Annotated in this window: 5 protein-coding genes and 1 pseudogene (1 of these 6 cut by a window edge); all 6 read left to right on the top strand. The window is 71.5% G+C overall.

Going from position 1 to position 24910, the window contains the following annotated elements:
• Window positions 1-117 precede the first annotated feature (117 nt).
• Window positions 118-4070: pseudogene (locus ELX43_RS14230) on the top strand (DNA-directed RNA polymerase subunit beta').
• Between the two features lie 320 nt (window positions 4071-4390).
• A complete protein-coding gene (rpsL, locus tag ELX43_RS14225; protein ID WP_127783996.1) occupies window positions 4391-4765 on the top strand; it encodes a 30S ribosomal protein S12 in 375 nt (124 codons plus the stop codon).
• The gene (rpsG, locus tag ELX43_RS14220) at window positions 4765-5235 is read left to right on the top strand and encodes a 30S ribosomal protein S7 (RefSeq protein WP_127783995.1); all 471 of its coding nucleotides are present in this window, start codon (window positions 4765-4767) and stop codon (window positions 5233-5235) included. Before rpsL ends, rpsG begins: the two co-directional genes overlap by 1 nt.
• Before the next feature lie 142 nt (window positions 5236-5377).
• A complete protein-coding gene (gene fusA / locus ELX43_RS14215; RefSeq protein ID WP_127783994.1) occupies window positions 5378-7480 on the top strand; it encodes an elongation factor G in 2103 nt (700 codons plus the stop codon).
• Between the two features lie 145 nt (window positions 7481-7625).
• Window positions 7626-8819, top strand: coding sequence for an elongation factor Tu (gene tuf / locus ELX43_RS14210; protein ID WP_127783993.1), 1194 nt, complete (start codon window positions 7626-7628; stop codon window positions 8817-8819).
• Between the two features lie 426 nt (window positions 8820-9245).
• Window positions 9246-24910 carry the 5' end (the start) of a non-ribosomal peptide synthase/polyketide synthase gene (locus tag ELX43_RS14205; protein WP_127783992.1) on the top strand. The gene runs 18436 nt beyond the window's last position, so the window shows 15665 of its 34101 coding nt (coding positions 1-15665); it begins with the start codon at window positions 9246-9248; its stop codon lies beyond the right edge, outside the window.

Here is a 24910-nt window from a genome sequence, read left to right as displayed (position 1 = left end):
GCCGACCACTTTCCTCCGGTGCAGCCCCACGCGGGCTGCACCGGAGGAGGGACAAGTCCACACCCCTAGGCCGCTCGCACCATGAGCGCCACTACCCCCAAGGGAGAAGGAAGCGACGTGCTCGACGTCAACTTCTTCGATGAGCTACGCATCGGACTGGCCACGGCAGACGACATCCGCCACTGGTCCTTCGGCGAGGTCAAGAAGCCCGAGACCATCAACTACCGCACGCTCAAGCCTGAGAAGGACGGCTTGTTCTGCGAGAAGATCTTCGGTCCCACCCGGGACTGGGAGTGCTACTGCGGCAAGTACAAGCGTGTCCGCTTCAAGGGCATCATCTGTGAGCGCTGCGGCGTCGAGGTGACGCGTGCCAAGGTGCGCCGCGAGCGGATGGGCCACATCGAGCTCGCCGCCCCGGTCACCCACATCTGGTACTTCAAGGGCGTTCCGTCCCGGTTGGGCTACCTGCTCGACCTGGCCCCCAAGGACCTCGAGAAGATCATCTACTTCGCCGCCTACGTCATCGTCGGCGTCGACACCGAGCTGCGCCACAACGAGCTCTCCACCCTCGAGGCCGAGATGGTCAGCGAGCGCAAGACCGTGGAGAACCAGCGTGACGCCGACCTGGAGGCCCGGGCCCAGAAGCTCGAGGCCGACCTGGCCGAGCTCGAGGCCGAGGGCGCCAAGAGCGACGTCCGCCGCAAGGTCAAGGACAGCGGCGAGCGCGAGATGCGCCAGATCCGCGACCGCGCCGGTCGTGAGCTGGACCGTCTCGACGAGATCTGGACCACCTTCACCAAGCTGTCGGTCAAGCAGCTCGTCATCGACGAGATGCTGCACCGCGAGCTGGTCGACCGCTACGGCGAGTACTTCACCTCGGCCATGGGTGCGGAGTCCATCCAGAAGCTGATGGAGGTCTTCGACATCGACGCGGAGGCCGAGCTGCTGCGCGAGACCATCCGCAGCGGCAAGGGCCAGAAGAAGCTGCGCGCGCTCAAGCGACTCAAGGTGGTCGCGGCGTTCCAGCAGACCCGCAACAACCCGCAGGGCATGGTCCTGGACTGTGTCCCGGTGATCCCGCCGGACCTGCGTCCCATGGTCCAGCTCGACGGTGGCCGGTTCGCAACCTCCGACCTGAACGACCTGTACCGCCGCGTGATCAACCGCAACAACCGCCTCAAGCGACTGATCGACCTCGGCGCGCCCGAGATCATCGTCAACAACGAGAAGCGGATGCTGCAGGAGTCCGTCGACGCCCTGTTCGACAACGGTCGTCGCGGTCGTCCGGTCACTGGTCCGGGCAACCGGCCCCTGAAGTCCCTGAGCGACCTGCTCAAGGGCAAGCAGGGTCGGTTCCGCCAGAACCTGCTGGGCAAGCGCGTGGACTACTCCGGCCGTTCGGTGATCGTCGTCGGTCCGCAGCTGAAGCTGCACCAGTGTGGTCTGCCCAAGCTGATGGCGCTGGAGCTCTTCAAGCCCTTCGTGATGAAGCGGCTGGTGGACCTCAACCACGCGCAGAACATCAAGTCGGCCAAGCGGATGGTCGAGCGTCGTCGCGCCCAGGTGTGGGACGTCCTCGAGGAGGTCATCTCCGAGCACCCCGTGCTGCTCAACCGCGCGCCGACCCTGCACCGTCTGGGCATCCAGGCCTTCGAGCCCCAGCTGGTCGAGGGCAAGGCCATCCAGCTGCACCCGCTGGTGTGCGAGGCGTTCAACGCCGACTTCGACGGTGACCAGATGGCGGTGCACCTGCCGCTGAGTGCCGAGGCCCAGGCCGAGGCACGCATCCTGATGCTGTCGTCGAACAACATTCTCTCGCCGGCATCGGGTCGCCCGCTGGCCATGCCGCGTCTGGACATGGTCACCGGCCTCTACCACCTCACCCGGATCGTCGACGGTGCTCCGGGTGAGCGCCTCGCCGGCGCCGACGTGGCCGAGGGCGGCGTGTTCTCCACGCCGGCCGAGGCGATCATGGCGATGGACCGTGGCGTGCTGTCGGTGCAGGCGATGACCCGCATCCGGGTCAGCGACCTGCGCCCGTCCAAGGCCGACGAGCCGCGGATGCTGGAGGAGGGCTGGAAGCCGGGTGACCCGTGGGTGGCGGAGACGTCGCTCGGTCGGGTGATCTTCAACCAGCTCCTGCCGGCGGACTACCCGTTCGTCAACGAGGCCATGCCGAAGAAGCGTCAGGCGGCGATCGTCAACGACCTCGCCGAGCGCTACCCGATGGTGGTCGTGGCCCAGACGCTGGACAAGCTGAAGGACTGCGGCTTCTACTGGGCCACCCGCTCGGGTGTCACCGTGGCCATCTCCGACGTCCTGGTGCCGCCGAACAAGCAGCAGATCCTGGACGGCTACGAGCTGCAGGCCGACGAGATCGAGAAGAAGTTCGCCCGGGGCAAGATCGCCGCTCCCGAGCGGCAGAGCGACCTCGAGAAGATCTGGACCGCAGCCAAGGAGGAGGTGGCCGCCGCGATGGAGGCCAACTTCCCCGACGACAACCCGATCCCGATGATCGTGAAGTCGGGTGCGGCAGGAAACATGAACCAGGTCGTGCAGCTCGCCGGCATGCGAGGGATGGTGGCCAACACCAAGGGCGAGAACATCGTCCGTCCCATCAAGGCGAACTTCCGCGAGGGTCTGTCCGTGCTGGAGTACTTCATCTCCACCCACGGCGCCCGCAAGGGTCTGGCCGACACCGCGCTGCGCACCGCCGACTCCGGGTACCTCACCCGCCGTCTGGTGGACGTGTCGCAGGACGTCATCGTCCGCGAGGTCGACTGCGCCACCGAGCGCGGCATCATGATGACCATCGCGGAGCGTCAGCCCGACGGCACCCTGGTGCGCGACGCCCACGTGGAGACCAGCACCTACGCACGGACGCTGGCCTCCGACGCGGTGGACGCCGACGGCAACGTCGTCGTGCCCGCGGGCTCGGACCTGGGCGACCCCGCGCTGGAGACGCTACTCAACGGCGGTGTCACCGAGGTGCGGGTGCGCAGCGTGCTCACCTGCGAGTCGGCCACCGGCGTGTGCGCGACCTGCTACGGCCGCTCCATGGCCACCGGCAAGCTGGTGGACGTGGGCGAGGCCGTCGGCATCGTCGCGGCACAGTCCATCGGTGAGCCCGGCACGCAGCTGACCATGCGCACCTTCCACACCGGTGGCGTCGGCGGTGACGACATCACCGGTGGTCTGCCGCGTGTGCAGGAGCTGTTCGAGGCACGGGTGCCCAAGGGCAAGACCCCGATCGCCGACGTCAGCGGGCGCATCCGGCTGGAGGACAACGACCGCTTCTACAAGATCACCATCGTTCCCGACGACGGGGGCGAGGAGGTCGTGTACGAGAAGCTGTCCAAGCGTTCGCGCCTGAAGACCATCGCGGTCGACGGCACCGAGCGCGTGCTCCAGGACGGTGACCACGTGGAGGTGGGCGACCAGCTCCTCGAGGGCGCGTCCGACCCGCACGAGGTGCTGCGCGTGATGGGCCCCGCGAGGTGCAGATGCACCTGGTGGACGAGGTCCAGAAGGTCTACCGCAGCCAGGGTGTGTCGATCCACGACAAGCACATCGAGGTGATCGTGCGGCAGATGCTGCGTCGCGTGACCATCATCGACTCCGGTGCCACCGAGTTCCTGCCCGGTTCACTCACCGAGCGCAGCGAGTTCGAGGCGTCCAACCGGCGCGTCGTGGCCGAGGGCAACGAGCCGGCCGCCGGCCGTCCGGTGCTCATGGGCATCACCAAGGCGTCGCTGGCCACCGAGTCGTGGCTGTCGGCGGCCTCCTTCCAGGAGACCACCCGCGTGCTCACCGATGCCGCCATCAACGGCAAGCGGGACAAGCTGGTGGGCCTGAAGGAGAACGTGATCATCGGAAAGCTGATCCCGGCGGGTACCGGCATCAACCGGTACCGCAACATCCAGGTGCAGCCGACCGAGGAGGCCCGCGCGGCCGCCTACGCCATGCCGTCCTTCGACGACGGGTACTACTCGCCCGACGCCTTCGGAACCGGCACGGGCGCTGCGGTCCCGCTGGACGACTACGGGTTCGGCGGCAGCGACTACCGCTGACCTCCGAGCTGGTGCCACCCCGTGGGCCCCAGGCACTCTGCCTGGGGCCCACGGTGGCGCCGACAGGGAGCGCGGAGCGGGGTCATTTTGACCTCACCGCAACTGAAAAGGTATCGTTGGCGGTCGTGCCCGGCCTCGGTCGGGATTGCAGTGTGCCCGTCCATTCCGGGAGACCGTGAGCACGAGGTCTCCGCGCAGGATGTTGCTGTTGGGGAGTCCGACACGCCCGACCGCGGGGACAAGGCTGCACGAGCACCAACGACGTCACGTACAGAGAAGCCACGATCGCACCGATCGCATCAATACGAGAAAGCCGGTCTATGCCCACCATCCAGCAGCTGGTCCGCAAGGGTCGCCAGGACAAGGTCGCCAAGCTCAAGACGGCGGCGTTGAAGGGGAGTCCCCAGCGTCGTGGCGTGTGCACTCGCGTGTACACCACCACCCCGAAGAAGCCGAACTCCGCTCTGCGCAAGGTGGCTCGTGTCCGGCTGACCAGCCAGGTCGAGGTCACCGCGTACATCCCCGGTGAGGGCCACAACCTGCAGGAGCACTCCATGGTGCTCGTGCGAGGCGGTCGCGTGAAGGACCTCCCTGGTGTGCGTTACAAGATCATTCGCGGCTCCCTTGACACCCAGGGCGTCAAGGGTCGCAAGCAGGGCCGCAGCAAGTACGGCGCGAAGAAGGAGAAGAGCTAATGCCTCGCAAGGGCCCCGCACCGAAGCGCCCGCTGGTCAACGACCCGGTCTACGGATCCCCGGTCGTCACCCAGCTGGTCAACAAGATCCTGCTCGACGGCAAGAAGTCGATCGCGGAGTCGATCGTCTACGGTGCGCTGGAGGGCTGCCGCGAGAAGACCGGCACCGACCCCGTGCTGACCCTGAAGAAGGCGCTGGAGAACGTGAAGCCGGCCCTCGAGGTGAAGAGCCGCCGCGTTGGTGGCGCCACCTACCAGGTCCCGATCGAGGTCAAGCCCGGCCGTGCGAACACCCTCGCGCTGCGCTGGCTCGTCACCTTCTCTCGCGCCCGTCGCGAGAAGACCATGGTGGAGCGCCTCGCCAACGAGCTGCTCGACGCCAGCAACGGCCTCGGTGCGGCGGTCAAGCGTCGCGAGGACACCCACAAGATGGCCGAGTCGAACAAGGCCTTCGCGCACTACCGCTGGTGAGCCGGTCCGGGGCCCAGGCCCCGGGCAGCTCCACCACCTTCTCGACCAGAACGTGCTGCACAAGAAGATCGACCACCACCAGGGTCTGTGTGTGATCACCTCACCGCTGACCCACCGATGAACGTAAGCGGGGACCACACTCGTGGCACAGGAAGTGCTGACCGACCTCAACAAGGTCCGCAACATCGGCATCATGGCGCACATCGATGCCGGTAAGACCACCACTACCGAGCGCATCCTCTTCTACACCGGTGTGAACTACAAGATCGGTGAGACCCACGACGGTGCCTCGACGACTGACTGGATGGAGCAGGAGCAGGAGCGCGGCATCACGATCACCTCTGCCGCGGTGACCTGCTTCTGGAACAACAACCAGATCAACATCATCGACACCCCGGGTCACGTCGACTTCACCGTGGAGGTGGAGCGCTCCCTGCGCGTGCTGGACGGCGCGGTGGCGGTCTTCGACGGCAAGGAGGGCGTCGAGCCCCAGTCGGAGCAGGTCTGGCGCCAGGCCGACAAGTACGACGTCCCGCGCATCTGCTTCGTCAACAAGATGGACAAGCTCGGCGCGGACTTCTACTACACGGTCGACACCATCAAGGACCGCCTGGGCGCCAAGCCGCTGGTCATCCAGCTGCCGATCGGTGCCGAGGACCAGTTCGAGGGCATCGTCGACCTGGTCGAGATGAACGCCAAGGTCTGGACCGGCGAGACGAAGCTGGGCGAGAAGTACGAGGTCAAGGAGATCCCGGCGGACCTCGCCGAGCGCGCCGAGCAGTACCGCCAGGAGCTGCTCGAGACCGTCGCGGAGTCCGACGAGGCCCTGCTGGAGAAGTTCTTCGGTGGCGAGGACCTCACGGTCGAGGAGGTCAAGGGGGCGATTCGCAAGCTCACCGTGGCCAGCGAGCTGTACCCGGTGCTGTGTGGCTCGGCGTTCAAGAACAAGGGCGTGCAGCCCATGCTCGACGCCGTGGTCGACTACCTGCCGTCCCCGCTGGACGTCGAGTCGGTGCAGGGCCACGCGCCCGGCAACGAGGAGGAGCTCCTCGTCCGCAAGCCGGCCGCTGACGAGCCGTTCGCGGCTCTGGCGTTCAAGATCGCGGTGCACCCCTTCTTCGGCAAGCTGACCTACGTCCGGGTGTACTCCGGGCGGGTCGACTCCGGTGCCCAGGTGGTCAACTCCACCAAGGGCAAGAAGGAGCGTCTGGGCAAGATCTTCCAGATGCACTCCAACAAGGAGAACCCGGTCCCCAACGCGAGCGTCGGTCACATCTACGCCGTGATCGGTCTGAAGGACACCACGACCGGTGACACGCTGTGCGACCCGCAGCACCAGGTCATCCTCGAGTCGATGACGTTCCCGGACCCGGTCATCGAGGTGGCGATCGAGCCGAAGACGAAGTCCGACCAGGAGAAGCTGGGCATCGCGATCCAGAAGCTCGCCGAGGAGGACCCGACCTTCAAGGTGCACCTGGACCAGGACTCCGGCCAGACCGTGATCGGCGGCATGGGCGAGCTCCACCTGGACATCCTGGTGGACCGCATGCGTCGCGAGTTCAAGGTCGAGGCCAACGTCGGCAAGCCGCAGGTGGCGTACCGCGAGACCATCCGCAAGACGGTCGAGAAGTACGACTACACGCACAAGAAGCAGACCGGTGGCTCCGGCCAGTTCGCCAAGGTGATCATCAAGCTCGAGCCGTTCACCTCGGAGGACGGCGCGCTCTACGAGTTCGAGAACAAGGTCACCGGTGGGCGCGTCCCCCGCGAGTACATCCCGTCGGTCGACGCCGGTGCGCAGGACGCCATGCAGTACGGCATCCTGGCCGGCTACCCGCTGGTCAACATCAAGCTGACCCTGCTCGACGGTGCCTACCACGAGGTCGACTCCTCCGAGATGGCCTTCAAGGTCGCCGGTTCCATGGCGCTCAAGGAGGCTGCTCGTCAGGCCGGCCCGGTCATCCTCGAGCCGCTGATGGCGGTCGAGGTGATCACGCCCGAGGACTACATGGGCGACGTGATCGGCGACCTCAACTCCCGCCGTGGCCAGATCCAGGCCATGGAGGAACGAAGTGGTGCGCGCATCGTCAAGGCGCTCGTGCCGCTGTCGGAGATGTTCGGCTATGTCGGTGACCTCCGGTCCCGCACGCAGGGCCGGGCAAACTACTCGATGGTGTTCGACTCCTACGCCGAGGTCCCGGCCAACGTGGCCAAGGAGATCATCGCCAAGGCGACGGGGGAGTAACCCATCGGGGACGATAGTCTGCAAGCAGTGATTTCAGCTGTGCGCAGGCGCTAGCACGAGCACGACGAACACCAGCACTACACGATTCAGACAACCAGACCTGCTGTGCCACAAGGCGCAGCGCGCAAGTCCAGGAGGACATTCAGTGGCGAAGGCGAAGTTCGAGCGGACGAAGCCGCACGTGAACATCGGCACCATCGGTCACGTCGACCACGGCAAGACCACGCTGACGGCTGCCATCACCAAGGTGTTGCACGACAAGTTCCCCGACCTGAACGAGGCCTCGGCCTTCGATCAGATCGACAAGGCGCCGGAAGAGCGTCAGCGCGGCATCACGATCAACATCTCCCACGTGGAGTACCAGACCGAGAAGCGTCACTACGCGCACGTCGACGCCCCCGGTCACGCTGACTACATCAAGAACATGATCACCGGTGCGGCCCAGATGGACGGCGCGATCCTGGTGGTTGCGGCGACCGACGGCCCCATGCCCCAGACGCGTGAGCACGTGCTGCTCGCCCGTCAGGTCGGCGTCCCCTACATCCTGGTGGCGCTGAACAAGTCGGACATGGTCGACGACGAGGAGATCCTCGAGCTCGTCGAGATGGAGGTCCGTGAGCTGCTCAGCGACCAGGAGTTCGACGGCGACAACGCCCCGATCGTCCGCGTCTCTGCGCTCAAGGCCCTCGAGGGCGACCCGGAGTGGTCCGAGAAGATCGTCGAGCTCATGGACGCCGTGGACGAGAGCGTGCCGGACCCCGTCCGCGACACCGAGCGTCCGTTCCTGATGCCCGTCGAGGACGTCTTCACCATCACCGGCCGCGGCACCGTGGTCACCGGCCGCATCGAGCGTGGCGAGCTGAAGGTGAACGAGGAGGTCGAGCTGGTGGGCATCCGCGAGAAGTCCACCAAGACCACCGTTACCGGCATCGAGATGTTCCGCAAGCTGCTCGACAGCGGCCAGGCGGGCGACAACGTCGGCCTGCTGGTCCGCGGCATCAAGCGCGAGGACGTCGAGCGCGGCATGGTCGTGGTCAAGCCCGGCACCACCACTCCGCACACGGAGTTCGAGGGCAACGTCTACATCCTGTCGAAGGACGAGGGCGGGCGGCACACGCCGTTCTTCAACAACTACCGCCCCCAGTTCTACTTCCGGACCACGGACGTCACGGGCGTCGTCACGCTGCCCGAGGGCACCGAGATGGTCATGCCCGGCGACAACACCGAGATGAGCGTCAAGCTCATCCAGCCGATCGCCATGGACGAGGGTCTGCGGTTCGCCATCCGTGAGGGTGGTCGTACCGTCGGCGCCGGCCGAGTCACCAAGATCACCAAGTAACACCAAGCGGCTGGTCTCCAGCTGCAGCGCCGAGGGGCGCCTCCGTCATCGACGGGGGCGCCCCTTTGCGTGTTTCGGTCACAGGTCTGCAACTGTGTGGCTGATCGTGGCTTTGCGGGTGCGACGCCCGCCGAACGCCTCTACTCTCGGGACGGCGATGCAGTCGTGATCTGACCAGACCGTGCGGGACCTGTTGTTCGGCGCCAGCGGCATTCGCTCCACGGACCAGGGTGTAACGGGGCGACCGACCCAGTCGATAGACATCCGTCCGTCCATGCACGACAAATAGGCCCTCCGACGTCCAGTGGCGCAAGTGCCCACAAGAGGTCGGATGACCTACTTTGCAGATAGTACTCAAGGCGTCGCTCCTTGTACAGGGGGGGAGGGCCGCGTGATGACCCATGACGTCAGGCTAGGGGGCACTGAATGGGTGGGGAGCTTCCCGCGCATGACACGACCATCGAGACGATCGGCCCGTCCGTCCTGCCGCTGTCATCGGCGCAGCGAGGCATCTGGCTCATGCAGCAGATGGATCCCGCCACTCCGGTGGTCATCGCCCAGTACGTCGAGATCTATGGGCAGCTAGATCCGCAGCTGCTGCTGGCGGCCCACGCCCGTGCCGCCCTGGAGCAGCAGTCGATGGTGGTTCGGGTGAGCCTGGTCGACGGGGTGCCGCACCAGCACGTGCAGCCCATCGACGGGGACGTTTTTCCCTGCGTGGTGCTGGACCTGCGCGCCGAGGACGACCCCGTGGCGGCGGCGCACCGCTGGATGCGCGCCGACCAGGAGCAGCCGGTGCAGCTGGTGGGGGCGCCGCTGGTGCAGGTGGCGGTGCTGCGCGTGGGCGAGCGACACCACCTCTGGTACACCCGGGTGCACCACCTCGCCTTCGACGGGTTCGCCTCGATGCGGATGCTGACCCGCATCGCGGAGGTCTACACCGAGCTGGCCGCACGGGTGCAGGGCAGGCAGGAGCCCCCGACCGACCTGTCCACGCTGCTGGGGATCGACCAGGCCTACCAGGGCTCCGCGCGGCAGCAGCGCGACCGCGAGTACTGGCGCTCACAGACCGAGGGCCTGGGCGACCCGCTCACCCTGTCCCGCCGCCGCGCACCGGCCAGCGCCCGCCGGCGCAACGTCATCGGTCCGGTGCCGGCCCCGACCACCGAGGGCCTGCGCCGGCACGCGCGGAACCTGGGCGTGTCGGTGTCGCCGGTGCTGGTGGCCGCGGTCGCGCTCTACCTGGGCCGGATGAGCGGCCGCGACGACGTGGTGCTCAGCCTGCCGGTGTCTGGACGCACCACTGCGGTGCTGCGGCGGGGTGGCGGCATGGTGTCGAACATCGTCCCGGTGCGGGTGCGCCTGGACGAGGAGCAGACGCTCGAGGAGCTGTTCAGCTCGGTGCGGCAGAGCTTGGGTGGAGCGCTGCGCCACCAGCAGCACCGGGCGGAGGACATCCTCCGGGACGCCGGGGTGCAGGGCAGCGAGCGCGGGTACTTCGGACCGATGGTCAACCTGATGCTGTTCCAGCGGGAGCTGGTGCTGGGCACGGCACAGGGCCGGCTGCACATCCTCTCCACCGGTCCGGTGGAGGACCTCAACGTCAACGTCTACCCCGCGGCGGACAAGACCAGCCTCAACCTGGACCTGGAGGCCAACCCGGACCGGTACACGGAGGCGGAGCTGCAGCGCCACCGCGACCGGTTCCTGGGCCTGCTGGCCGACCTGGTGGGCGGCGCCAGCGGGCGCACCCTGCGGTCGGTGGGGCTGCTCCGCGCCGGCGAGCGACGCACCCTGGCGGCCCGCAACGACACCACCAGCGGGGTGGGCGCTGACGACCTGCTGGCCCCGGTGCGCGCCCAGGTGGCCCGTGCCCCCGAGCGCACCGCGCTCCTGCTGGCCGACGGTGCCACCATGTCCTACGGCGAGCTCGACCGACGGTCCACCCAGCTGGCCCGCCACCTGATCGGGCTCGGGGTGGGCCCGGAGGCGCGAGTAGGTGTGGCGATGCGTCGGTCCGCCGAGCTCGTGGTGGCCATCCACGCGGTGCTCAAGGCCGGCGGTGCCTACGTGCCCCTGGACCCGGACCACCCGGCGGAGCGCACCGCGCACGTGCTGCGCTCGGCCGGGCCGGTCTGCGTGCTCACCCGGGCCGCTGACGCGGCAGCGCTGCCACCGGGCACCACCGCGGTGGAGGTGGACCGGCTGGCCCTGGACGACCTGCCGACGCGGGCGATCGAGGACGCCGACCGGAGCGCACCGCTGCGCAGGGAGAACACCGCCTACGTCATCTACACCTCCGGATCCACCGGGCTGCCCAAGGGGGTGGCCGTCTCGCACCGGGCCATCACCAACCAGCTGTGCTGGTTCGCCCAGGAGCACCGCCTCGGCCCGGAGGACGTGGTGCTGCTCAAGACGCCGGCAGGTTTCGACGTCTCGCTGTGGGAGCTGTTCGTCCCGCTCTACACCGGAGGACGGCTGGTGGTGGCCGCGCCGGACGGGCACCGCGACCCCGAGTACCTGGCGCGCACCATCGAGCGGCACGGGGTGACGGCCACGTCCTTCGTGCCGACCATGCTGGCTGCCTTCCTGGACCACGCCGGTGCAGCGGACACCACGTCGCTCACCCGGGTGTTTGCCGCCGGCGAGGCTCTCTCGCCCGCGCTCGCCCGACGGTTCACCCAGCGCAGCGGTGCCCGGTTGCACAACCTCTACGGGCCGACCGAGGCAGCGGTGCACGCCACGCACACCGTGGTCGATCCCGCGCGCAGCTGGGCCGACGGTGAGGCGGTGCCGATCGGCAGGCCCGTCGCCAACACCCGCTGCCACGTCCTGGACACCAGCCTGCGTCCGGTGCCGGACGAGGTGGCCGGGGAGCTCTACCTGGCCGGTGACCAGCTGGCGCACGGCTACCTGGGCCGGCCCGACCTGTCCGCCGAGCGCTTCGTGGCCGACCCGTTCGGCCCTGCCGGCAGCCGGATGTACCGCACCGGCGACCTGGTCCGCTGGAGCGCCGAGGGCGAGCTCGTGTACCTGGGCCGCACCGACGACCAGGTGAAGCTGCGGGGCTACCGCATCGAGCTCGGCGAGGTGGAGTCGGTGCTCGCGGCTGACCCGGGCGTGGGGCAGGCCGTGGTCGCCGTCCGCGAGACCCCGCTGGGTCCGCGGCTGGTGGGTTACGTCGTGGGCCGCGGCAGCGTGCAGCCCGACGTGGGGCACCTGCTGTCGGCGGCCCGCGCCGTGCTGCCGGAGTACATGGTCCCGGAAGAGCTGGTGGTGCTCGACGAGCTCCCGGTCAACCCCAACGGCAAGGTGGACCGCCGCGCGCTGCCCGATCCCTCAGCCCCCCGCAGCGACGCGGGCTACCGCCCCCCGGTTGGACCGGTGCAGACCACGCTGGCCGAGCTGTTCGCCACGGTGCTCGGTGTGCCACGGGTGGGGGTGGACGACAGCTTCTTCAGCCTCGGTGGCGACAGCATCGTGGCCATGCAGCTCTCCGCCCGGGCCCGCGAGGCCGGGCTGGCGGTGAGCGCCCGTGAGGTCTTCTCGCTGCGCACGGTGGCTCGCCTCGCCGAGGTCGCCCAGCTCGTGGAGCCCGCGGCCACCGAGCTCGCGGAGCTGCCGGGCGGCGCCGCCGGCGAGGTCGCGCTGACGCCGCTGGCGCTGCGCACCCTGGGAGCTGGACCGGTGGAGGCGCTGCGCAGCTACAGCCAGGCCGTCACCGTGACCCTGCCCGACCACGTCGACGAGCCGCTGCTGCGCACCGTGCTGGCGGAGGTGCTCCGCCAGCACGACGCGCTGCGGGCCCGGCTGGTGCTGGGTGCGACCCCGCACCTGGTGGTGCCCGAGCCGACCGGTCCGGTCACGCCCGTGCTGCTGCGGACGGCGCCGACGGACGCCGACTTCACCGGGTCGGCGTGGGCGGACCGGCACGCCCACGAGCTCGCCGCCGCCGCAGACCGGCTCGACCCGGTGTCCGGGGCGATGGTGGCGGTGGTGTGGTTCCCGGGGGTGGACGGCCTGGGGGGCCGGCTGCTGCTGGTGGCCCACCACCTGGTCGTCGACGGGGTGTCCTGGCGGGTGCTCGTGGCCGACCTCGCGGCCGCCGCAGCTGAGGTGGCTGCGGGACAGCCGCCCACGGTGCCCACGGAGCGGACCTCCCTCCGCCGCTGGGGCGCCGCGCTGGTGGAGCAGGCGGGCTCTGACCGGGTCCGCGACGCGGTGGACGGCTGGGTCCACACGCTGCAGCCGGGCGGCCCGGGACTGGGCTCCCGGGCGCTGGATCCCGAGCTGGACACCGTCGCCACGGCCGGGCGCAGCACGGTCCAGCTGTCCGCGCAGACCACCGCGACCCTGCTCGCCGTGCTGCCCCAGGCCTACGGGGCCGGGGTGGAGGTGGCGCTGCTGAGCGCGCTCGGGCAGGCCGTCGCGCAGCTGCAGCGCGGGCGCGGAGCGGACGTCGCTCCGGTGGCGGTCACCCTGGAGGGCCACGGCCGCGAGGAGTGGCTCGCCCCAGGCGCCGACCTGAGCCGCACCGTCGGCTGGTTCACCTCCACCTACCCCCTGCGGCTGGACCTCACCGGGGTGGACCTGGACGAGGCACTCGCCGGGGGACCCGCGGCCGGCGGCGCGGTGAAGGCGGTGAAGGAGCAGCTGCTCGCGGTGCCCGACCACGGCATCGGCTTCGGCCTGTCCGCCCAGCACGACCCGGTGGCCGCCGGACGCCTGGCGGGGCTGCCCACCCCGGAGGTGATCGTCAACTACCTGGGGCGGACGGACTGGGCCGAGCGCGGAGACGGCGGCTGGCAGCCCGACCCCGAGCTCGACGGCATGAGCGCCGTGCGCGGCGACGCGATGCCGCTCGCCGCGGTGCTGGAGGTCAACGCCCTCACCCGCAGCACCCCCGAGGGGGCGCGCATCGTGGCCACCCTCGACCACGCTCGCGGCGTGCTCCCGGACGAGGACGCCCGCATGGTGGCCCTGCTCTGGGAGCAGGCGCTGGACGCGCTCGCCGAGCACCTGCGCACCGAGGGCGCCGGCGGGCTCACCCCGTCGGACACCCCGCTGGTGGACGTGACCCAGGCGGAGCTGGAGGAGTGGGAGCAGCGACTGCCCGGGCTGCAGGACGTCTGGCCGCTCGCCCCGCTGCAGCGTGGGCTGCACTTCCACGCCGCGCTGGCCGGCACCGACTCCGACGGCTACACCGCGCAGATCCTGCTGCGCCTGCGCGGCGACGTCGACCCGGCTCGGTTGCACGCTGCCGGACAGTCCCTCCTCGACCGGCACGCCGCGCTGCGGGGCGGGTTCGTCAGCCGCTCCGACGGCACCGTGGTGCAGCTGGTGGCCGGCATCGTCACGCTGCCGTGGTCAGAGCACGACGTCACGGGGGTGGCAGACCCGGCGGCAGAGCTCGACCGGCTGCTCGCCACCGAGCGGCGGCGCCCCTTCGACGTCACCACCCCGCCGCTGCTGCGGATGACTGCGGTGCGTGCCGGTGCCACCGACTGGACGCTGGCGCTGACCGCCCACCACCTGGTCATCGACGGGTGGTCCATCCCGCTGGTGCTCGAGGAGCTGCTGGCCGGCTACACCGGCACCGCGGCCACCGAGCCGGCGCCCTCCTACCGCGACCACCTGGCCCGGCTGGCCGAGCAGGACAGCGCCCCTTCGCTGCAGCAGTGGGTGCAGGTGCTCACCGGCGTCGGCGAACCCACCCTGCTCGCTCCCTCAGCTGATCCGCGCGCCGGTGCCGAGGCGCCGGTGGACCACGACGTGATGCTGCCCGCTGCGCTCCGCGCGCGGCTCAGTGAGCTCGCCGGCTCTGCCGGAGTCACCCTGAACACGGTGGTCCAGACGGCCTGGGCGCTGCTGCTGTCCCGGCTCACCGGACGCCAGGACGTGGTGTTCGGTTCCACCGTGGCCGGCCGACCGCCCGAGCTGCCCGGCGTGGAGAAGATGGTGGGGCTGTTCATCAACACCCTGCCCGTCCGCGCCCAGCTGCAGCCCGCAGAGACCGTCGAGGCGCTGCTGCGCCGGCTGCAGGAGGAGGGTGCCGCCCTGCTCGACCACCAGGCGGTCGGGCTGGCAGAGATCCAGCAGGCGGCCGGCACCCCGGCGCTGTTCGACACCCTCACCGTGCTGGAGTCCTACCCGGTGGACCGGGACGGGCTGACCGCCCGCACCGCCGGCAGCGGCCTGGCTGTCGAGGACGTGCAGGTGCACGACGCCACCCACTACCCAGTGGCACTGGTGACGCTGCTGGACCCCGAGCTGCACTTCCGGTTGAAGGTGGCGCCGTCGGTGTTCGACGACGCCAAGGTGGACCAGCTGGTCGCTCGCTTCCTGCAGGTGCTGACCACGATGACGGAGCACCCGCAGCGCCGGGTGGGCGAGGTGGAGGTGCTCACCGACGCCGAGCTGGCCCACCTGGTGGACGTGCGCGGAGCGGAGCCGCTGCCGCCCAGGACCCTGGCGGAGATCTTCGCCGCGGCCGCCGCCCGCGACCCTGGTGCCGTGGCTGTGGTGGACGGCGACCGGTCGGTGGACTACCGCGAGCTGGACGAGCGCTCCACCCACCTGGCCCGCGCGCTGGTGGCCCGCGGCGTGGGGCCGGAGGTCTTCGTCGCGCTCGGCCTGCCGCGGTCGCTGGAGCTGGTGGTGGCGATCTGGGCGGTGGCCAAGGCCGGCGGTGCCTACGTGCCGGTGGACCCGGGCTACCCGGCCGGGCGCATCGAGCACATGCTCGGCGACAGCGGAGCGGTGCTCGGGCTGACCCTGGCCGAGCACCGCAGCCGGCTGCCCGAGCTGGTCACCTGGTGGGGGGTGGACGAGCTCAGCCCCGCCGGCGCCGAGCAGCCGTCGGCACCAGCCGCGCCGCCCGGCCCGGTGCGGCCGGGCAACGCCGCCTACGTCATCTACACCTCCGGCACCACCGGCAGGCCCAAGGGCGTGGTGGTCACCCACGAGGGACTGGCCAGCCTCTGCCAGAGCGAGCGGGAGGCCTTCGACCTCACCCCCGCCGCGCGAGCGCTGCACGTGGCCTCGCCGTCCTTCGACGCCTCGGTGCTGGAGCTGCTGCTCGCCCTCGGGGCGGGCGCCACCCTGGTGATCGCCCCTCCCGACGTCTACGCCGGCGCCGAGCTGGCTGACTTCATCCGCACCTCCGGGGTGACCCACGGCTTCCTCACCCCGGCCGTGCTCCGCTCCATGGACCCGGCGGCCGTGGGAGAGAGCCTGGCCCACGTGGTGGTCGGCGGAGAGACGGTGCCCGCCGAGCTGGTGGCGTCATGGGCGCCCGGGCTGCACCTGCACAACGCCTACGGCCCCACCGAGACGACCGTGCTGGCCACCGCCTCCGTGCCGATGCGGGCAGGCGCGCCGGTGACCATCGGAGCAGCGCTGCGCGGGGTGCACCTGCTGGTGCTCGACCAGCGCCTGCGGCCCGTGCCGGTGGGGGTGGAGGGCCACCTCTACGTCGCTGGTCCCGGAGTCACCCGCGGCTACCACTCCGCGCCGGGGCTGACCGCCCGTCGGTACGTGGCCAACCCGTACGGACCTGCCGGCAGCCGGATGTACGACACCGGCGACCTGGTGCGCTGGACGCCGGGCACGGGTGGGCTGGAGCTCAGCCACGTCGGCCGCAGCGACTCCCAGGTGAAGATCCGCGGCCAGCGCATCGAGCCGGGCGAGGTCGACGGCGTCCTGAGCACCCACCCCGCCGTGCGCTTCGCGGTCACGGTCGGGCACCGGCTCGGCTCGGGCAGCACGGCACTGGTGTCCTACGTCCTGCCCGTCAACGGCGACGGCGTGGACTCTGCGGCGCTCTCCGCGCACGTGGCCGCGCTGCTGCCCAGCGCGATGGTGCCCGCGGCCTTCGTGGAGATCGACCAGGTGCCGGTGACGCCGGTGGGCAAGCTCGACCGGAGCGCGCTGCCGGCGCCGGACCTGGCCGGTGCCAACGGCGAGCACGTGCCGCCCCGCACCGCGCAGGAGCAGCTGGTGGCGTCGGTGTTCGCCGAGGTCGTCGGGCTCGAGCAGGTGGGCGCCACGGACTCCTTCTTCGACCTCGGGGGTGACTCGCTCACCGCCACCAAGGTGGTGGCCCGGCTGGGCTCGGCCTGCGGGGTGCACGTGGGGGTGCGCGCGCTGTTCGAGCACCCCACCGTGGCGGCGCTGGCCCAGTTCCTGCGCGCGGCGACGGCCGAGGGCGCCAGCACGCCCGGGGTGGGCGCGGCGCTGGCGGCAGCTCCCCGCCCGGCCCACGTCCCGCTGGCCCCGGCCCAGCAGCGGCTCTGGGTGGTCAACCAGTACGACCCCGACTCCGCGGTCTACAACGTGCCGATGGGGCTGCGCCTGCGCGGCGCGCTGGACACCGAGGCACTCGCACGGGCGTGGGCAGACGTGCTCGAGCGCCACGAGTCGCTGCGCACGGTGTACCCCGACGGTGAGCTGGCGCCCGAGCAGCAGGTGCTGTCCACCGCGGCGGCCAGTGCGGACGTCGACCTCGCTCCGGTGCCCGTCGAGGCCACGGACCTGACGGCGCGGGTGGCGGAGCTCACCCGGCGCGGCTTCGACGTCACCACCGACGCCCCGGTGCGCGCCCGGCTGTTCACCACCAACCCAGCTGAGCACCTGCTCGTGGTGGTGGTGCACCACATCGCCGCGGACGGGGCGTCCCTGGGCCCGCTGGCCCGCGACCTCGGCGCTGGCTACGACGCGCGGGTGCAGGGCCGCGCGCCCACGTGGTCGCCGCTGCCCGTGCAGTACGCCGACTACGCCCTGTGGCAGCGCGGCCTGCTCGGGGAGCCCGCCGAACCGACTGCCACCGCCACCGCGCAGCTGGCCTTCTGGCGGGAGCGCCTGGCCGGCCTGCCCGGCCTGCTCGAGCTGCCCACCGACCGCCCACGGCCGGCGGTGCCGGACCCCCGGGGTGCCACCGTCCGGCTGGGTGTCGACCGTGAGCTGGCCGCCAGCCTGGTCGCCCGGGCGCACGAGCAGGGCGCCACGGTGTTCATGGTGGTGCACGCGGCGCTGTCCGTGCTGCTGTCCCGGCTCTCGGGCAGCGGTGACGTCGCCGTCGGCACCCCGGTCGCCGGCCGCGGGGACCCGGCGCTCGAGGACCTGGTGGGCATGCTCGTGAACACCCTGGTGCTGCGCACCGACCTGCGGGCACCGACCACGTTCACCGAGCTGCTCGCCCAGGTCCGCGCGGGTGACCTGGACGCCTTCGAGCACGCCGAGGTGCCCTTCGACTGGGTGGTCGACGAGGTGGGCGCCACCCGTTCCCCGGCGTGGAACCCGCTGTTCCAGGTGCTGCTGTCGCACCAGCACTTCACCACCACCGAGGTGGAGCTGGCGGGGCTGCGCACCGAGACCGTGGACCTCTCCGGCCACGACGCCAAGCTCGACCTCGCGATCGAGGTCGCTGATCGGATCGATGACGACGCCGCACTGGCGGGTCTGGACCTGGCGATCACCTACGCCACCGCGTTGTTCGACGAGGAGACCATGCGCACCTTCGGCCACCGCCTTGTCCACCTGCTGGAGCAGGTCAGCGAGAACCCGGAGGTACCGCTGGCCGAGCTCACCGTGGACACCCCGGCAGCGGACACTCCGGCAGCCGTCCCGGCCCCGGCGGTGCAGCCGGAGGCCCCCGCTGCGGTTCCTCCCGCGCCGCGGGACGAGCCCGGCGACCTCGCTGCCCTGCTGTCCGTCGCCGCCGAGCGCCACCCGGGCGGACCGGCCTGCGTGCTGGGCGAGCAGGCGGTGGACCTGGGCACCCTGCACGAGCGCTACCGCCAGCTGGTGGAGATGATGGCGGGTGCGGCGATGGGCAGCGAGGCGCTGCTCACCCTGACCCTCAACGCGCTGATCACCGAGCTGGCGCCGACCCGGCTGGGCACCCTGCTGCCGCGCATGCCCCAGCTTCTCGCGGAGGTCCGGGCCGCGGCCGAGACGGCCGCCGGCGAGGGGACCGTGGTGGTGGCCGGGGCACCGGGTGCGAGCAGCCGGGGCCGCGGCGAGCCGGACGGGGCCGGGTCCACCCTGGCGGGGCTCTTCGAGCAGCAGGTGCACGCGCGCCCGGACTCACCCGCGCTGACCTGCGACGGTGCCACCCTCACCTTCGCCGAGCTGGACGTCCGCGCCAACCGGCTGGCCCGCATGCTGGTCCGGCTCGGTGTGGGTCCGGACGTGCTGGTCGGCGTGGTCACGCCCCGCTCCGTCGAGGTGGTCGTGGCCATGCTGGCGGTGGTCAAGGCCGGTGGCGGCTACGTCCCCATCGACCACAGCCAGCCTGACGTCCGCAACGCCCACGTGGTGGAGACGGCGGCGCCGCTGTGCCTGCTCACCCCGGGCACCGCGGTGGGCTTCGCCGCGGGACGCCCGGTGATCGACCTGACCGGGCTTGACCTGCACGAGCTGTCTGGTGAGCCGCTGACCGACGCCGAGCGCCGGGCGCCGCACCCCGACAGCCTGGCCTACGTCACCTTCACCTCCGGCTCCACCGGGCGGCCCAAGGGTGCGGCGATCAGCCACCGGGCCATCGCCAGCCGACTGCGCTGGATGGACTGCGCCTACCGGCTCGCCGAGCACGTGGTGGTGCACAAGGCGCCGTTCGCCTTCGACATGTCGGTGCTGGAGATCTGGGGGCCGCTCACCGGTGGCGGTCGGCTGGTGCTCGCCCGGCCGGACGGGCACCTCGATCCGGCCTACCTGCACTCGCTGCTCGACACCGAGCGAGTCACCCTGGCCATCTTCGTGCCCGCGCTGCTGGCCGCGTTCGTCGAGCACGCCGAGGACGGAGCGGGCGTGCCGCCGTCGCTGCGGACGGTCATCTGCGGTGGTGAGGCACTGACGACCGGGCTCGTCGCCCGGGTGGCCGGGCTGTCAGCGGCGCAGGTGCACAACGAGTACGGCCCCACCGAGGCCGCGGTCGGGGTGACCCACCACCAGACCCGGAACGGGGCGGACCACGACGCGGCCGTGCCGATCGGGGTGCCGGTCAGCGACACCGAGGTCCACGTCCTGGACGAGCGGCTGCGGCCGGTCCCGCAGGGCAGCACCGGCGAGCTGTACCTGGCCGGTGTCCAGCTGGCCCGGGGCTATGCCGGCCGGGCGGACCTGACCGCCGACCGCTTCGTGGCCAACCCCTTCGCCGGGGACGGGCAGCGGATGTACCGCACCGGCGACCTGGTCCGCGCCAACCGGCAGGGCGAGCTGGTCTTCGTGGGCCGCAGCGACTTCCAGGTGAAGCTCCGGGGTGTGCGGATCGAGCTGGGGGACGTCGAGGCCGCGCTGGCCGCGCACCCCGCGGTGGGAGCCGCGGTGGCGGCGGTGTGGGACGGGCCGGCAGGGGATCGGCTGGTCGGCTACGTCACCCGCGCCAGCAGCCAGCAACCGGACGTCGCCGAGGTGACCGGCTTCCTCCGGGAGCGGCTGCCGGAGTACATGGTCCCGCACACGCTCGTCGTGCTCGACGCCCTGCCGCTGAACGCCACCGGCAAGGTGGACCGCCGCGCCCTGCCGGAGCCGGCGCTGGAGGCCGACGACCGTCCACAGGTCGCGCCGCGGACCCCCGCCGAGCGCTCCGTGGCCGAGGTGCTCGCCCGCCTGCTGGGTACGGAGCAGGTCGGGATCACCGACAACCTCTTCGACCTGGGCGGCAACTCCCTGCTCGCCACCCGGCTGGTCAGCCGGGTGAACGCCGCCCTGGGGTGCTCGATCCGGGTGCGCGACGTCTTCGAGCGGCCCACGGTGGAGGCGATCGCTCGCCTGGCCGAGGACTCCGGAGCGAGCGACCGGCCACCCCTCGTGGCCCAGCCACGCAGCGAGCGACCGCCGCTGTCGCTGGCCCAGCAGCGCATCTGGTTCCTCAACCGGTTCGACCCGGAGTCGTCCCTCTACAACATGCCGGTCGTGGTGCGGCTGGTGGGCGAGCTGGTTCCGGAGGCGATGGGCCAGGCGCTGGCCGACGTCGTGGCCAGGCACGAGTCCCTGCGCACGGTGTTTCCGGAGGACGACGCTGGTCCCTATCAGCGGGTGGTGCCAGCCCAGGAGGTGGCGCTGCAGCTGGACACCGCCGAGGTGGTCGACCCGGCGGACGTGGCCGAGCGCGTGGCCGAGCTGGCCGGAGCTGCCTTCGACGTGCGCACCGACGTGCCGCTGCGGGCCCAGCTGCTGCGCCTCGCCAGTGCTGAACCGGCCACTGCTGGACCGGCCGATGCTGGACCGATCGAGCACCTGCTGGTGCTGGTGGTGCACCACATCGCCGCGGACGGGTTCAGCCTCGCCCCGCTGGCCCGCGACCTCGGCGCCGCCTATGCCGCGCGCAGCCAGGGCACTGATCCACAGTGGACCCCGCTGGCCGTGCAGCACGCCGACTTCGCGCAGTGGCAGCGGACGGTGCTGGGCACCGACGACGACCCCGGCTCGCTGCTCAACCAGCAGCTGACCTACTGGCGCAGCGCCCTGGCCGAGCTGCCCGAGGTGCTGGACCTGCCGCTGGACCGACCCCGTCCGGCGGTGCGGTCCATGCGCGGAGACCACCGCACGGCGCGGCTGGACGCGGACCTGCACGCAGCCGTCGAGCGGCTCGCGCACGAGCAGGGGGCCACCCCGTTCATGGTGGTGCACGCTGCGCTGTCGGTGCTGCTGGCCAAGCTCTGCGGCACCACCGACGTACCGGTGGGCACCGCGGTCGCCGGCCGGGGCGAGGCGGCGCTGGACGACCTCGTTGGGATGTTCGTCAACACGGTGGTGCTGCGCGCCCAGGTCGACCAGCAGGAGAGCTTCCGCAGCCTGCTGCACCGGGTCCGGGACACCGACCTGCAGGCGTTCGAGCACACCGACGTGCCCTTCGAGCGGCTCGTGGACGAGCTGCAGCCGGCCCGCTCCACCGCCCACTCCCCACTGTTCCAGGTGATGCTGGGGTACCAGAACAACGCCGCTGCCCGGCTCGAGCTGCCCGGCGTGCGGGTCGAGGTGGACCCGGTGGACCTGGGCGGCGCCAAGTTCGACCTGGCGCTGGACCTCGCCGAGACCTGGGACGCCGACGGTCGTCCGGCCGGCATAGACGTGGACCTCGGCTACGCCACCGACGTGTTCGAGCCGGACACCGCCGAGCGGCTCCTGGCCCAGCTGCACCGGGTCCTGGCCGCGGTGGTCGCGGCGCCGGAGCGCACGGTCGGCAGCGTCGACCTGCTCAGTGCCGCGGAGCGGGCCGAGCTGCTCGGGGTGCGGGGCGCCGCGGTGGTCCCACCTGGATCGGCGCAGGATGCTCTCGCGCCGACCCTGCCCGAGCTGCTGGCGCGGGCCGCCGCCCAGGACCCGTCCCGGGTCGCCGTGGTGGACGGCGCGCGGTCCATCACCTACGGCGAGATCGACGAGCGGTCCAACCAGCTGGCGCGGGCGCTGGTGGCACGCGAAGTCGGCCCGGAGACCGTCGTCGCGCTCGGCATCACCCGCTCGATCGAGTCGGTGCTGGGCATCTGGGCGGTGAGCAAGTCCGGGGGTGCCTACCTGCCGGTGGACCCCGGCTACCCCGCCGGCCGGATCGAGCACATGCTCACCGACTCCGGGGCTCCGCTCGGGATCACCTGCGCCGCGGACGCCTCGGCGTTCACCGGGCTGACCGCGGACTGCTCCTGGCTGGCGCTGGACTCCGGCGAGCTGGCCGCGGAGGCCGCCACGCTGCCAGGGCACGCACTCTCCGCAGCCGAGCGGCGGGCGCCGTTGCGGCCGGAGAACACCGCCTACGTCATCTACACCTCGGGGACCACCGGCCAGCCCAAGGGTGTGGTGGTGCCGCACACCGGCCTGGCGCCCTTCGCCGAGGAGATGCGCGTCCGGTTCGCCACCACCGGCAGCTCGCGGACGCTGCACTTCGCCTCACCGTCCTTCGACGCCTCCGTGCTCGAGCTGCTGATGGCGTTCGGGGCGGGGGCGACGATGGTCATCGCCGCGCCGACCGTCTACGGCGGCGCCGACCTGGCACGGGTGCTGCGGGAGCACCGGGTCAGCCACGCCTTCGCCACCCCGGCCGCGGTGGCCTCGCTCGACCCGGAGCAGGTGGGCGAGGCCCTGGAGTGCCTGATGGTCGGCGGGGAGGCATGCTCGCCGGAGCTGCTGGCTCGGTGGGCACCCGGTCGCCGCTTCGTCAACGCCTACGGGCCGACCGAGACGACGATCGTGACCACGCTGTCCGAGCAGCTGCAGGCGGGTGACCGCATCACCATCGGCGGGCCGGTCCGCGGCACCACGGCGCTGGTGCTCGACGACCAGCTGCAGCCCGCCGCGGTGGGCGCCACGGGTGAGCTCTACCTCGCGGGCCTGGGCGTCACCCGCGGCTACCACGACCGGCGGGGCATGACCGCGTCGCGCTTCGTCGCCAACCCGCACGGCGGGCCGGGCGAGCGGATGTACCGCACCGGCGACGTGGTGCGCTGGGTGCGCGGCACGCACGGCCTGGAGATCGACTACCTGGGCCGCAAGGACCAGCAGGTGAAGGTGCGCGGCTTCCGCATCGAGCTGGGCGAGGTGGAGAGCGCGCTGCTGCGTCACCCCGACGTGGAGGCGGCCACTGCCGGCACGGTCACCGCGCCGTCGGGGGAGCCGATCCTGGTGGCCTGGGTGACGGCGCGGGAGGCGGCCACGCTCGAGCCGCGCGACGTCGCGGCGCAGGCCGGCGCCCTGCTGCCCGCCCACATGGTGCCCTCCGCCGTGGTGCCGGTGGAGGCGATGCCGCTGACCCCCTCGGGCAAGATCGACCGACGGGCGCTGCCCGCGCCGCGGTGGTTCACCAACGAGGTCTCCTACCGTGCTCCCCGGACGCTGGCCGAGCGGACGGTCGCCACCGAGCTGGCCGAGGTGGTCGGGGCCGAGCGAGCCGGGCTGGACGACGACTTCTTCGCGATGGGCGGCAACTCGCTGCTGGCGACGCGGGTGATCAGTCGGCTCAACGCCCGTCTCGGGGTGAACGCCGGGGTCCGCGCGCTGTTCGAGTCACCCACGGTGGAGGGCCTCGCCGCCCGGATGGACGAGATCGCCGGTGCGGGCGGGGCGCGTCCGGCGCTGCTCGCCCGCACCCGGCCGCCGGTGGTGCCGCTGTCGCTGGCCCAGCAGCGCCTGTGGTTCCTCAACCGGCTCGACCCCGAGGCCGCCGCCTACAACATCCCGCTCGCGCTGCGCCTGCGTGGGCGCCTGGACGAGGCCGCGGTGCAGGCCGCGGTGCGTGACGTGGTGGAGCGGCACGAGTCGCTGCGCACGGTGTACCCGGTGGTCGGCGACGAGCCCAGCCAGCGCGTGCTGGCGCCGCAGGAGGTGTCGGTCGAGCTGCCCGTGGAACCGGTCAGCCCGGAGCAGCTGGGCGAGCGGGTGCGCGATCTTGCCGGTCGCGGCTTCGACGTGCGCAGCGACCCGCCGAGCCGGTTCGCGCTGCTGCGGCCGGCCGAGGACGAGCACGTGCTGGTGATGGTGGTGCACCACATCAGCGCCGACGGGGCCTCGATGGCACCGCTGGCCCGGGACTTCACGGTGGCCTACGCGGCGCGGGCGCAGGGCGAGGCACCGGGCTGGGCGCCACTGCCGCTGCAGTACGCCGACTTCGCCCTGTGGCAGCGCGAGGTGCTGGGCGACCCGCGGGAGGAGGACTCCCTCGCCGCCGAGCAGCTGGCCTACTGGCGTGCGGCGCTGGACGGGTTGCCCGAGGTGCTGGAGCTGCCGCTGGACCGCCCCCGCCCGGCCCGGCGCTCCGGCGCCGGCGCGATGGTGGACTTCCAGGTGCCCGCCGAGACGGTGAGCGCGCTGGAGGAGCTGGCCCGGCTGCACCAGGTCACGCCGTTCATGGTGGTGCACGCGGCCCTCGCCGTGCTGCTGTCCCAGCTCACCGGCGAGCGCGACGTCGCCGTCACCACACCGGTCGCCGGCCGCGGCGACGCGGCGCTGGACGAGCTGGTGGGCATGTTCGTCAACACCATCGTGCTGCGCGCCGACGTGGACCCCGACCAGCCCTTCACCGAGCTGCTGGCTCGCCTGCGCGAGGACGACCTGGCCGCGTTCGGCAACGCAGAGGTGCCCTTCGAGCTGGTGGTCAA

It is taken from the genome of Rhodococcus sp. X156 (genome assembly GCF_004006015.1).
Lineage (GTDB): Bacteria > Actinomycetota > Actinomycetes > Mycobacteriales > Mycobacteriaceae > X156.
This window is presented reverse-complemented; position numbering and strand designations above follow the sequence as displayed.

What these genes read in the sequence shown, in the direction of transcription:
- rpsL (WP_127783996.1), top strand. Translation starts at nt 4,391, where the DNA reads ATGCCCACCATCCAGCAGCTGGTCCGCAAGGGTCGCCAGGACAAGGTC.
- rpsG (WP_127783995.1), top strand. Translation starts at nt 4,765, where the DNA reads ATGCCTCGCAAGGGCCCCGCACCGAAGCGCCCGCTGGTCAACGACCCG.